This is a genomic window from Psychrobacillus sp. L4 (genome assembly GCF_042944905.1).
Classification (GTDB): Bacteria; Bacillota; Bacilli; order Bacillales_A; family Planococcaceae; genus Psychrobacillus.
On record NZ_CP168496.1, the window covers coordinates 2,445,138 to 2,458,345 of the forward strand.

Annotated in this window: 12 protein-coding genes; 1 reads left to right on the plus strand and 11 read right to left on the minus strand. The window is 35.6% G+C overall.

Translation table 11 applies throughout. The features are described 5' to 3' along the window. Window positions 1–11 precede the first annotated feature (11 nt). From pnpS to citZ, 6 genes are all read right to left on the minus strand, one after another. Complete coding sequence (gene pnpS / locus ACEPXG_RS11770; protein ID WP_391202503.1) at window positions 12–1,547, minus strand: two-component system histidine kinase PnpS; 1,536 nt, start codon at window positions 1,545–1,547, stop codon at window positions 12–14. Next, complete coding sequence (locus tag ACEPXG_RS11775; protein WP_391202506.1) at window positions 1,544–2,260, minus strand: response regulator transcription factor; 717 nt, start codon at window positions 2,258–2,260, stop codon at window positions 1,544–1,546. The genes pnpS and ACEPXG_RS11775 overlap by 4 nt, the downstream gene beginning before the upstream one ends. 39 nt (window positions 2,261–2,299) lie before the next feature. After that, the gene (locus ACEPXG_RS11780; RefSeq protein WP_391202509.1) at window positions 2,300–2,782 is read right to left on the minus strand and encodes an enoyl-CoA hydratase; all 483 of its coding nucleotides are present in this window, start codon (window positions 2,780–2,782) and stop codon (window positions 2,300–2,302) included. A gap of 620 nt (window positions 2,783–3,402) precedes the next feature. Next, the gene (gene mdh / locus ACEPXG_RS11785; RefSeq protein WP_391202512.1) at window positions 3,403–4,341 is read right to left on the minus strand and encodes a malate dehydrogenase; all 939 of its coding nucleotides are present in this window, start codon (window positions 4,339–4,341) and stop codon (window positions 3,403–3,405) included. A 76-nt stretch (window positions 4,342–4,417) separates the two neighbouring features. After that, a complete protein-coding gene (gene icd, locus ACEPXG_RS11790; protein ID WP_391202515.1) occupies window positions 4,418–5,683 on the minus strand; it encodes an NADP-dependent isocitrate dehydrogenase in 1,266 nt (421 codons plus the stop codon). An 80-nt stretch (window positions 5,684–5,763) separates the two neighbouring features. Continuing rightward, window positions 5,764–6,882 (minus strand): citrate synthase, encoded by a 1,119-nt coding sequence (gene citZ, locus ACEPXG_RS11795; RefSeq protein ID WP_391202518.1) that lies wholly within the window; start codon window positions 6,880–6,882, stop codon window positions 5,764–5,766. Between the two features lie 199 nt (window positions 6,883–7,081). On the opposite strand from citZ, the gene ACEPXG_RS11800 reads away from it, so the two are divergent. Further along, window positions 7,082–8,044 carry an AI-2E family transporter gene (locus ACEPXG_RS11800; protein ID WP_391202521.1) on the plus strand — a complete coding sequence of 321 codons (963 nt, stop codon included), beginning with the start codon at window positions 7,082–7,084 and terminating at the stop codon, window positions 8,042–8,044. On the opposite strand, the gene ACEPXG_RS11805 is transcribed toward ACEPXG_RS11800, so the two are convergent. The 5 genes from ACEPXG_RS11805 to accD form a co-directional block, all read right to left on the minus strand. Continuing rightward, entirely contained in the window at window positions 8,028–8,420 is a 393-nt protein-coding gene (locus ACEPXG_RS11805) for an FxsA family protein (protein ID WP_391202524.1), read from the minus strand. The two genes, ACEPXG_RS11800 and ACEPXG_RS11805, sit on opposite strands and share 17 nt — an antisense overlap. A 76-nt stretch (window positions 8,421–8,496) precedes the next feature. Continuing rightward, window positions 8,497–10,257 carry a pyruvate kinase gene (gene pyk, locus ACEPXG_RS11810; protein ID WP_391202527.1) on the minus strand — a complete coding sequence of 587 codons (1,761 nt, stop codon included), beginning with the start codon at window positions 10,255–10,257 and terminating at the stop codon, window positions 8,497–8,499. Window positions 10,258–10,295: 38 nt separating this feature from the next. Next, window positions 10,296–11,255 carry a 6-phosphofructokinase gene (pfkA, locus tag ACEPXG_RS11815; RefSeq protein ID WP_391202530.1) on the minus strand — a complete coding sequence of 320 codons (960 nt, stop codon included), beginning with the start codon at window positions 11,253–11,255 and terminating at the stop codon, window positions 10,296–10,298. Between the two features lie 69 nt (window positions 11,256–11,324). Beyond that, window positions 11,325–12,293 carry an acetyl-CoA carboxylase carboxyl transferase subunit alpha gene (gene accA, locus ACEPXG_RS11820; protein WP_151700594.1) on the minus strand — a complete coding sequence of 323 codons (969 nt, stop codon included), beginning with the start codon at window positions 12,291–12,293 and terminating at the stop codon, window positions 11,325–11,327. Continuing rightward, entirely contained in the window at window positions 12,287–13,156 is an 870-nt protein-coding gene (gene accD / locus ACEPXG_RS11825; protein WP_151700595.1) for an acetyl-CoA carboxylase, carboxyltransferase subunit beta, read from the minus strand. Before accD ends, accA begins: the two co-directional genes overlap by 7 nt. Between the last annotated feature and the right edge of the window lie 52 nt (window positions 13,157–13,208).

The window sequence follows — 13,208 nt, forward strand, 5'->3', positions numbered from 1 at the left end:
ATTGACCTCCGTTAACTTTTAACAATTGGAATAGACACAGTAAATATTGTACCTTTCCCAACTTCACTTTCTATTTCTATTAATCCGTGATGCGCTTCAACGAGATGTTTAACAATGGCAAGTCCAAGACCTGTACCACCTGAATTCCTACTTCTCGCCCGGTCAACACGGTAAAAGCGTTCAAATATTCGATTAATCTCTGATTTCTTTATTCCTATGCCTTCGTCTTGTATTAGGAAAACCCCGAACGTTTTGTTTTTATAGATATTCACATGTATAGTTGTATTTTCGGGAGAATACGTAATAGCATTTGCAAGCAGATTCATCATTATTTGAATGAGTCTATTTTTATCTCCTAAGACATGAACATTTTCATCCACTGATGTTTCCATTTTTATATTTTTTTCTTCCACTAAATGCGTAGTCATTTCAAGACCACGAATGAGAATTTCACTAAGTTTCACTTTATTTAGATTTACTTTATATCCCACTTGTTCAACTTTCGATAAATCCAACAAATCATTAATAAGCATTTGTAATCGATTACTCTCTTTATGAATAATTTCTAGAAAAGAAAGCAAGGTTTCTTCGTTTTTATATGCACCGAACAATAAAGTCTCCGAAAATCCTTTTATAGAAGTAACTGGGGTCTTTAATTCATGGGAAACATTGGCTACAAAATCTTTGCGGATTTGTTCTAACTTTATAAGTTCTGTAATATCGTGCATGACCACTACAATCCCTAGCCATCTTCCATGTTCCCCAATTACAGGAGCACCATATGCATCCATATAATATGTATGAAGATTTCTCTGAATATGAAGCCGTTCTCGATTGGAAGATTCGGTTAAAAAGAGCTTATCAATAAATGATTCCATGTTATGAGGCAAACCTATTTTACGAAAAAGCTTACCATCCACATTTTCTAATGATAGTTGCAATTGGTCTAAAAAGGAACGATTGACAATAGTAACGATTCCGTTTCCATCAATCATAATTAAAGCACTGCCCATATTTTCGATTAACGTTTTTAATCGCTCTTTTTCCGTTTCACGCATAATAGAAATGTCGTGTAGATTTCGCGCAAGAATATTGATGGAATTGCTTAATTTTGACATACCAGAAAAATCATCTTCGAATGCTCTAATTCGATAGTTTCCTCTAGCAAGTTCCATCGCAGTTTCAGTTAGATGATCAATTGGTTGAGCATATTTTCTAAATATACGTGCCCCAAGAAATAAAGCCAATAGATAAGCTGCTATTACCGAAAAAAACAAAAGTAACCAAACGGAATGCTGCACGCTAAAAATGGTATCATTTTGTAAGGTTGAAGATATCATATAATTGATATCATTTTGTTCTTCTTTTGGAAGATTAGTAGTACTTAAATAGTTGGATACTTTTTCAAATTTCGCGGACATTATTTTATTTATGGAGTGTTCAACAAAAATTGGAAAAAGCTGTCCAAGGACAATTCCTAGTCCAGCTAATATTACTCCGATTAATATTGAATAAGTACGCAAAATTCGTGATTTATACGTTTTCATGGGGTCTTAGGCTCCTCAAACTTATACCCAAGACCTCGTATTGTTTTTATAAATATTGGCTTTCTACTGTTTTCTTCAATTTTGTCTCTTAAATGACTAATATGAACATCCACAATTCGAGTATCTCCTGCAAAGTCATAATTCCATACTGCACTAAGCAACTGATCTCTAGTCAGTACCCTATTTTTATTTTCAATCAAATAAACTAGTAATTCAAATTCTTTTGGCGTAAATTCAATGGGATTATTATTTAGTAAAACTTCAAATCGATCCGGAAAAACTTGTAATGCTCCATATATATATAACTCTTCGGAAGATTTAGATCCCGAGTTTTGTGCTTCAGAAGACATACTAGAACGTCGAATCATCGCTTTAACTCTTGCTGTTACTTCTCGTGGACTAAATGGCTTTGTCATATAGTCGTCGGCTCCTAATTCAAGGCCCAACACTTTATCAAACTCTTCATCTTTTGCAGTAAGCATGATAATTGGTGTTTGAATTTTCTTCATACGAAGCTCTTTACATATTTCCATACCTTCCATATATGGTAACATCCAATCTAACACGATAACATCTGGATGGTTATTTATAGCAAGATTTAAACCCTCACGACCATCGCTAGCTGTAATTACTTCAAATCCTGCTTCTTCTAAATTATATTTTAATAATGTTACAATTGAACTCTCATCGTCTACAACTAATACTTTTTTCATTTTTTTACCCCCAATTTGATTTGAAACCCCCATTCCAAATCAACCGACTAAAAAGCACTTCCCATTTTTACCTTCTTGATCTTCTAGCTTTGGTGGTGAAACATGGAATATCCCATCTACTACTGTTTGGTCATCCTCATTTAATGCAGTAATATGAATGATTGCATTATTTTCGTTTATATGTATTTCTTTCACCTCAAAAGTGAACTTAATAACAGAATAATGATACGCCGGTTTTGGATAAGTTAATATTTGTTTCGTTATATGGGATCCTGGTCCTGGTAAATATTTTGAAATAGCAGATGTAATAACCCCACATAACATAATTGGTGGAACAATTGGTTTTTCATAAACTGTTTTGGACGCATAATCATGCTGAATATATAATGGATTGTTATCATTCGTTAACCCTAAGTATAGAAGTAAGTCTTTGTCTTCTATCTTTTCAGTAATGGTTAATTTCTCGCCAATAGAGAGTTCTTCAATCTTCCTACCTATTTTGATTGTTTTCCCTAATAACAACACTTCATCCCCTAATCAGTATACTACTTATATCTTAACAATAAGTATAAGAAAAGCGCAAGCGTCCACTAAGTACACCTGGTCTTCACCTTTTCCTGAGTGCTTTGGACGAAACATCAGCTACACTATTACCTTTGGAATTTTTGTGGATCGTGAAGTGACTGAGTCACTTCACGATCCATTTTTTTCGATAATCTTGTTGCGGATGTTTGTCCCTAGCCCTCTTGAAATTGGTAGAGACAAGGTACATAAGGCTTGGTTAATGAGAGATTAGATGCTTTCCTATTCTTTTAAAAGCGGACGAAGATGCAATTTCGTCCGCTCAGCATTTCTTTATCAAAGAATACTACCTATTTTTTCAGGTTCCACAAACTCTAATCATCAACCCACTGATTCACGTATACTGTGTACGATAAAAGTAAAAACGTATAGGAAATCCTGCGTAAGGTAGACACCATTAAAAAGCACTTCAAGTCGTTGTAAATACTGGATTTCTAGTATATCAATTTCATTTACTTTCTTATTCTTTTTAAAAAAACTGTAGACAATCTCGATTAATATCGAGATTGTCTACAGTCTAAATAGAGCAAGTTTGTTCCGCTCGATTCATAATATTTTCATTAAGCCAAAACGTTCATTACTGCTTTAACTGATTCTGCAGATTTGTTCAATAATACTTTTTCTTCTTCTGTTAACTCTAATTCGATAATTTTTTCGATACCGCCAGCACCTAATACAGTTGGTACTCCAAGATAAATACCGTCCATACCATATTCACCTTCTAAATAGGCGATGGAAGGAAGTACTCGTTTTTGATCTTTTATTATCGCTTCTGCCATTTCAACTAAAGAAGCAGCTGGCGCATAGTAAGCAGAACCATTACCAAGAAGGTTAACGATTTCAGCCCCACCTTTACGAGTACGATCTACAATTTCTTCTAAACGAGCAGCGTCAATTAACGTTTCTAACGGAATGCCACCAGCGTAAGAATATCTTACTAAAGGAACCATATCATCACCATGTCCACCAAGTACAAAACCAGTTACATCTTTAACAGATAGGTTTAGTTCTTGTGCTACAAACGTCCGGAATCGAGCTGTATCAAGTACACCAGATTGTCCGATTACTCGTTCTTTTGGAAATCCTGATTCTTTATAAACAGTGTAAGTCATTGCATCGACTGGGTTAGTTAAAACTAGGATTATTGTGTTAGGAGAATGTTTAACAATTTCTGAAGTTACAGCTTTCATTACTTTTTGGTTAGTTTGAACTAAATCGTCACGGCTCATACCTGGTTTACGTGCAATACCAGCAGTAATAATTACTACGTCTGAATCCTTTGTATCTTCATAGTTGGAGGTACCAATGATGTTAGCATCAAAACCTTGCACAGGGCCAGCTTCAGCCATATCTAAAGCTTTACCTTTAGTTGGGTTTTCTGATTGTGGAATGTCCACTAAAACAATATCTCCAAGTTCTTTTTGAGCGAGTAAGAATGCAGTTGTTGCACCTGTGAAGCCGCCACCAATTACTGAGATCTTATTACGTTTTATTGCCATTAGAAAACTCTCCTTTTTTTTATATGCAAAAGGGAAGGATTAATCCTTCCCTAAAAAACCAATTGTAATTTACTGTTTACATATTTTTAATTAATTCATCAGCGAACTCAGAACATTTAACTTCTGTTGCCCCGTCCATTAAACGAGCAAAGTCATAAGTAACAACTTTAGCAGCAATAGATTTTTCCATTGAATCCATAATTAATTTTGCAGCTTCATTCCATCCAAGATGCTCAAGCATTAATACACCTGAAAGGATTACAGAAGATGGATTTACTTTATCTAAACCTGCATATTTCGGAGCTGTTCCGTGAGTAGCTTCGAAAATTGCATGTCCAGTTACGTAGTTAATGTTTGCTCCTGGAGCAATACCAATACCACCAACTTGAGCAGCTAAAGCATCCGAAATATAGTCTCCGTTTAAGTTCATAGTAGCTACTACGTCGAACTCTTTAGGACGAGTTAAAATTTGTTGTAAGAAGATATCAGCAATTGAATCTTTTACTAAGATTTTACCAGCTGCAATTGCGTCAGATTGTGCTTTATCAGCAGCTTCTGTACCTTGTTCTTCTTTAATTCGATCATATTGGTTCCAAGTAAACACTTTATCGCCAAATTCTTGTTCCGCTACTTCGTAACCCCAAGTTTTGAAAGCACCTTCTGTGAACTTCATGATATTACCTTTGTGAACTAATGTTAAAGAAGTACGACCTTCTTTAAGAATATAGTTAAGCGCTGCACGTACTAAACGTTTCGTTCCTTCTTCAGAAATCGGCTTGATACCAATACCCGAAGTTTCTGGGAAGCGAATATTTTTAACACCAAATTCAGTTTGTAAAAAGTCAATTAGTTTTTTCGCATTATCAGTACCTTTTGCATACTCTATTCCAGCATAAATATCTTCTGTATTTTCACGGAAGATAACCATATCTGTATCTTCAGGACGTTTTACTGGAGAAGGTACTCCTGTAAAATAACGAACTGGACGTAGGCAAGTATAAAGGTCAAGTTCTTGACGTAACGCTACGTTTAATGAGCGAATACCACCACCGATTGGAGTAGTAAGCGGGCCTTTTATAGCGATTAAATATTCATCGATAACATCTAAAGTTTCTTGTGGTAACCATTCGCCTGTTTGATCGAATGCTTTTTGACCTGCAAGAACTTCTTTCCATTCAATTTTCTTTTCACCGTTATACGCTTTTTCTACAGAAGCTTCTAAAACGCGGGATGCAGCTGCCCAAATATCTGGACCTGTTCCGTCTCCTTCTATGAAAGGAATTATTGCTGTGTTTGGTACATTAAGTACACCGTTTTCTACTGTTATTTTACCTGTTGTCATTTGTCATTTCCTCCTACTTTCATAATCATAGGGCCCAAAACACAAAAGTGTTTCAGCCCTAATACATTAAGAAAATTCTATTATCTTTCTTCAATTGGAATATATTTTTGCATTCCAGGTCCGATATAATCTGCACGTGGACGAATTAAACGGTTATCTGAATATTGCTCTAAAATATGTGCTGTCCAACCAGATACACGTGAAACTGCAAAAATAGGTGTAAATAAATCATGATCAATATTTAAAGAGTGGTATACAGAAGCAGAATAGAAGTCAACGTTCGGCGGTAAATTCTTTTGACCAGTTACGATATCTTCAATTTTCACAGACATATCATACCATTTAGACTCTCCGCGAAGAGCTGTTAATTTTTTAGACATCTCACGCAAATGTTTTGCTCTTGGATCGCCTTTTCTATACACGCGATGACCAAAGCCCATGATTTTTTCTTTGTTTGCAAGTTTTGCATTAATAAAGGCTTCTACGTTGTCGACTGAACCAATTTCAGTTAACATTTTCATCACTTGTTCGTTTGCTCCACCATGTAATGGTCCTTTAAGAGCACCAATAGCAGCTACCACACCTGAATACATATCAGAAAGGGTTGCAACACATACACGAGCTGTAAATGTTGATGCATTCAGTTCATGATCTGCATGAAGAACTAATGCTTTGTTGAATGCTTCAATTTCAATTTCTTCTGGCATTTCACCTGATAGCATGTACATGAAATTTGCAGCATAACCTAAATCTAATTTAGGTGCAATGGGATCAAGTCCTTTACGAACGCGAGAAAACGCTGTCACTAAAGTTGGGAGTTTAGCTTGAAGTTTAATGGCTTTTAAGTAGTTCGCCTCATCTGACATATCTTCAGCTGAGTCATCATATAATGCAAGCATAGAAACAGCCGTTCTAAGAGCCGACATAGGGTGAACTTTTGAGATTGGATAAGTTTTGAAATGATTAAGTATTTCTTGAGGAACTGACATATTATCAGCCAATTGTTGTTTTAATTCTGCAAGTTCGTCCGCTTTTGGAAGGCGTTTATTCCAAAGTAGAAATACTACCTCTTCAAAGCTTGCATTTATTGCTAAATCATCAATATCATAACCAACGTATGTAAGTGTGTCATCAATAATTGAACTGATGGCAGACTGCGTTGCTACAACACCTTCTAAACCACGAGTAGTTGCTGTCATAAAAATCTCTCCTTCTTGTCCAGAATAAATACTTTGTCTCCCTAAGTCAGCGAATAATTATCTATCTGGTTATGAAATGTACCTTCTTCATGCTTACTATTGTATTATAATCAATTTGGGCGATTTTGTGAATGAAAACGCTTAAAAATATTAAAAAATAGTGTTTTAGCTTCCAAATAGTTGAAAAGATTGGGTGAAAATGATTGCTTTGCAAATAAATAAGAAAGAAATTATATCTCAATGGATACCAATTGGAATTATTATACTAATATTATTTATTGCATACCCTTTAGCTCTAGCAATTTTATGCGGATATTTTTTACACCCTATTACTAATTTTTTTTACAATAAGTTCAAAATTCCAATAATCTTAAGTGTTCTGCTTACGGAATTCCTCATTCTATCTGGGATTCTATTATTACTATTCTTTTTAGTACAAACTCTCATTGATTTAATACCACTTATTCATAGCCATGTTGTACAATTACCGGTTATCGAGTTAAAAAGACTTCCAATATTTTCAATGTTTGAAGAGGAATTTCAAACTATTTTAAATAATTTAATGAATAATCTGTTGATTTATATCACTCACTTACCTTCCTATTTTTTTGAACTTTTTCTTTTTAGTATGGGATTATTTTTATCGTTACATGAATCTTTAAAAAATCGACTGTGGTTTTTAGTATACCTTCCGAAAAAAACAAGAGGTTTTAGTGAAAGAGCCTTGAAGAAGTCTTCTGGGGTTATGAACAAATTTATTTCCGTGGAAGTAAAACTATTTTTATTAACTTTTATTCTACTAACTATTGGTTTCACCATATTAGGTCTACATCAACCACTAAAGTATGCTTTTTTAGTTTCCTTAGTTGATAGCATACCTTTTCTAGGGACTGGCTTAATATTGATACCACTTAGTATTTACTTTTTTTTACTAAATCAACATACTGTAGGTATCATTATCTTACTGCTATATGTATTTGTTCAGTTGACTAGGCATATTGTGGAGTCCATGTTATGGTCTTCCTCTATGCAAATAAAGGCTGTCCACGTATTCTTTCTAAGCGCAGCAGCCATTTTAATCTTTGGAGTAATAGGAATATTATTTAGTCCATTTATTTATTTAATCGCAAATAAATGGATAGATTTTACAAAGTCTTCATGACAATCACTTGACCTTTTTTCATTTTTTTACGAATCCATTTATAAATAAGTGGTTTAAATAGATTTCTGGAAGGACCAAACAAAAGTAATAGACCTATAATATCTGATATAAAACCTGGAAAAATGACTAATATAGAACCAATAAATACACATATTCCATTGATAGCTGCTTCTCCAGGTGCTTGATGATTTTTTAGACTATCTGAAAACTCTCTAAATGCTTTCATTCCTTGTTTTTTAACAAAGTAAGCTCCTATTATTCCTGATGCTAAAATGAGAAGAAATGTATAACCTACTCCGATAGTTTTACCGGATAAAAGTAAAATATATAATTCTATTACTGGAATGACAATAAATAAACTTAAAATCCATTTCATGTATTCACCCTCCATATATATGGTAATTGCCTCACCTTTTATGGTGAGGCAATTTTTAGATTAGGTTTACTTTTGGTTAAATTATACTTGCTTTACCGTGGTAAATAACACCACTTTCAGCATCAATCGTAAGTTCTTGTCCGTTACTGATTAAACTTGTAGCATTGTTAACCCCAACAATTACAGGAATACCTAAACTCAGTCCAACTACAGCAGCATGGCTAGTTAGTCCACCTTCTTCTGTAATGAGTCCTTTACATTTCTCAATAGCAGGAATCATGTCTCGATCGGAACCAATTGTAACAATAATACTATCAGAGGTGTCCTTTCCAAGAAGTTCTCGTGCATTACTTACAACAACTGCTTTCCCAAAAGCGGTAAGCTTGCCAATTCCTTGTCCTTTAGCAACCATATCGCCAATGACATGAACTTTCATTAAATTAGTTGTACCTGCCTCACCAACTGGAACACCCGCTGTAATAACTACTAAGTCACCATGCGTCACATAATGATGAAGAATACTTTCTTCGACTGCCACTTCTAATACTTCATCCGTCGAATAAGCTTTTTTACCAACAATAGGGTACACGCCCCAAACTAGTGTTAACTTTCTAGAAGGCACACTAGAGGAAGTCACTGCAATGATTGGAACACCCGGTCTAAATTTAGAAATCATTTGAGCTGTATGTCCACTTTCAGTAGGTGCAATAACCGCCTTAACTTTCAAATTTATCGCCGTATGAGCAACTGCTTGACCAATTGCATCAGTTAAGTTTACTTCCCGAGCTTTACTTAACTTCGTAACGATTGATCGATAATCTACCGCATTTTCCGTTCTTTTTGCAATCTTATCCATTGTTTGTACAGCCTCTACTGGATATAAACCCGCTGCCGTTTCACCTGATAACATAATCGCATCTGTTCCATCAAATATCGCATTCGCTACGTCACTTGCTTCCGCACGAGTAGGTCGTGGGTTACGCTGCATGGAATCTAACATTTGAGTAGCTGTAATGACTGGCTTACCCGCGGCATTACATTTTTGAATAAGACTCTTTTGAACTAATGGAACTTCTTCTGCAGGAATTTCTACTCCAAGATCTCCTCTTGCTACCATTAGACCATCCGATACTTGAATAATCTCATCAATATTATCTACGCCTTCTTGATTTTCAATTTTAGGGATAATTTGAATATGAGAACCGTTATTCTTTTCAAGGAGCTCCCGAATTTCCAATACGTCTTTTGCACGTCGAACAAATGATGCTGCGATGAAATCTACACCTTGTTCAATACCAAATAAAATATCTTTTGAATCTTTTTCCGTTATGCCAGGTAACTGCACAGATACCCCTGGAACATTAACACCTTTATTGTTTTTTAAAGTCCCTGCATTTTGAACAAATGTTGTTATAACACCATCGTTTGTGTTAATTTTTGTAACGATTAATTCAATTAGCCCATCATCCAGTAATATAGTAGAACCAACTTGTACATCCTCGATTAACTTTTCGTACGTAATGGAAAAACGGCTACTATTTCCTAATACTTCGACCATGGAGATTTCGATTGTTTGACCTGATTCTAACTCGATACCATCATTTTCCATTTTATGTGTGCGAATTTCAGGGCCTTTTGTGTCTAATAATATCCCTACAATTTTCCCTAATTTGTTTGACACTTCTCTAATTCTTTGAATTCTTGTCGCATGTTCCTCGTGATTTCCGTGTGAAAAGTTTAAACGAGCAACGTTCATACCGCTTTCAATCAGTTTTTGTAACATTTCCTCTGATTCACTTGCGGGTCCAATTGTACATACTATTTTTGTTTTTCTCATAGTCCTGTCCTCTCTATATAAAAGTTATTTCCATTCTACTAAATGGATAACTCTTTCGATAATTGATACATTAATAAATCAAAATCTTCGCCTTTTTCAAATGCTTCATTCATATCATAGTCTACCACTTGATGATTCTGTATGCCAACTGCACGTCCTCCATGTCCTGCAAGTAATACTTCGACTGCTCTAGCTCCAAATAAGCTAGCTAACACTCGATCGCGGCCAGTTGGAGAACCACCTCGTTGAATATGCCCTAATACAGATACTCTAGTGTCAATATTAGCATGCTTCATAAGGTGAGAAGCAAATTCCGAACCACTCATAACTCCTTCTGCAACAATTATGATACTGTGCTTTTTACCACGAGCTGTCCCACTCTTTAATTTTTCGACTATTTCCTCCATATCGAATTCTACTTCCGGAATAATAATCGTTTCTGCTCCTCCTGCAAGTCCAGCCCATAAAGCTAAATCACCAGCATCCCTACCCATTACTTCAATAATAAATGTACGATCATGAGAAGTTGCAGTATCTCTTATTTTATCTATACATTCAATCACTGTATTTAAAGCAGTATCGAAGCCGAGTGTATAATCTGTGCCTGGTATATCATTGTCAATTGTTCCTGGAATACCAACACATGGAAAACCATTTTTCGTTAGCGTCATGGATCCACGATAAGAACCGTCCCCACCAATTACAACTAACCCATCAATTCCATTTGCTTTTAACTGTTCAACTGCTTTTTGTTGTCCTTCTTCCGTTCGAAACTCAAGTGAGCGTGCGGAGAAAAGCTTGGTTCCACCCCTTTGAATAATATCACCAACTGATCCTAGCGTTAGTAATTCCATATTCCCCTCAATTAGTCCTTGGTATCCATGAAAAATCCCTACTACTTCTAATCCTTCATAGATTGCTTTTCTAACTACAGCACGAATCGCTGCATTCATCCCTGGAGCATCGCCACCACTTGTTAAAACACCTATACGTTTCAAAATTTCCCCTCCACACTATGTATTTAATAACTCAAGCTTAACACGAAATGGATCAAAAAAAAAATGCGTCTAAACAGACGCATTCTCCTCACTAAAAACCCCTATATTTTTAAATTTCTTATAACGGTCTTCAATTAATTCATCCGCTGTTAATTTACAAAGCTCCTGTAACGAATTAATAAGAGCTTCTTTCATATATTTAGCTTGTGTTTCAGGATCTCTATGAGCACCACCATGCACTTCTTTAATAACTGTATCAATAATCTGCATTTCTTTCAGGTCAGGTGCTGTAATTTTCATTGCTTCAGCCGCTTGCTTTGCAAGAGATGAGTCTTTCCAGAGAATTGAAGCTGCGCCTTCAGGTGAGATAACCGAGTAAGTAGAGTTTTCAAGCATTTGAATACGGTTTGTAAGACCTAAACCAAGTGCTCCTCCACTTCCTCCTTCTCCGATTACAACACTTATAACAGGGACTTTTAAGCCCGCCATCTCCACTAAATTTCTTGCAATTGCTTCACTTTGTCCTCTTTCTTCAGCTGCTTTCCCTGGATAAGCACCTTTCGTATCGATGAAACAAATAATAGGGCGATTAAACTTTTCCGCTTGTTTCATTAAACGAAGAGCTTTTCTGTAACCTTCAGGATGAGGCATCCCAAAATTTCGTTTTATATTTTCTTTTGTATCAATTCCTCTTTGATGCCCAATAACTGTTAGTGGTTTTCCTTCTAAAAACGCAATTCCACCAATGATTGCTGCATCATCTCCGTATAAACGATCTCCATGGAGTTCGATAAAATCTGTAAATAATAATTGAATATAATCTCTTGAAGTGGGACGTCCTGGATGTCGCGCTACTTGAACACGGTCCCAAGGCTGCATATTTTCATAAATATCTTTTTCTAGCTTTTTTAATCGTTCTTCTAGTTTTTCGATTTCCGCTGTCATATCTACATCTGCCCTTGCAGTGTATTCTTTTAACTCATCAATTTTAGTTTTCAATTGAACAATCGGTTCTTCAAAAGGCAATGTTTTTACCACGTTGTAACCTCCTTATGGACATGCATTTTAACAAGTAATGATACCTTTTCACGCATGTCTTTTCGGTGAACGACAGCATCTAATTGACCATGATCCAATAAAAACTCGGCCGTTTGGAAATCCTCTGGAAGTTTTTCACGCACTGTCTGTTCAATCACTCTTCGACCAGCAAATCCAATTAACGCTTTCGGCTCTGCTAAGTTAATGTCCCCAACTGAAGCAAAACTAGCCGAGACTCCACCAGTAGTTGGATGTGTCAAAATAGAAATATATAATTGACCTTGATCACTATGTCTTTTTAAAGCGACAGATGTTTTCGCCATTTGCATAAGGGACAAAACCCCTTCTTGCATTCTCGCTCCACCACTTGCAGTGAATATAATAAAAGGCACTCGCAGTTCCGTCGCTTTTTCGATGGCTCTTGTAATTTTTTCTCCTACCACGGACCCCATGGAACCCATTCTAAAATGTGAGTCCATTATCGCTACCACTACTTTTTGCTCTTCTAATGCTCCTACTCCTGTTAATACAGCCTCATTCAAACCAGTTTTCTTCACATCCGATTTTACTTTTTCAGTGTAACTTGGAAAGTTTAATGGGTTAACTGTTTGAAGATGATTATCCATGGAAACAAATGAATTCTCGTCTAAAAATATTTCCATGCGCTCAAATGCTGTCATTTTCATATGGTGATCACATGATGGGCATACTTTTAAATTTTTCATTAAGTCCTTTGTAAATACGTTTTTTCTACATTCAGGACATTTCATCATAATTCCTTCTGGCACATCGTTTTTGGCTTTATCTGCAGGAATTGCTACATATTTCTTTTTATGATTATTTCTAAAAATATCTCGTATCATATATTTATCTCCCCTGTTCATTAGAAAAGTGCAAGGCTCTGTTGCTAGAAAA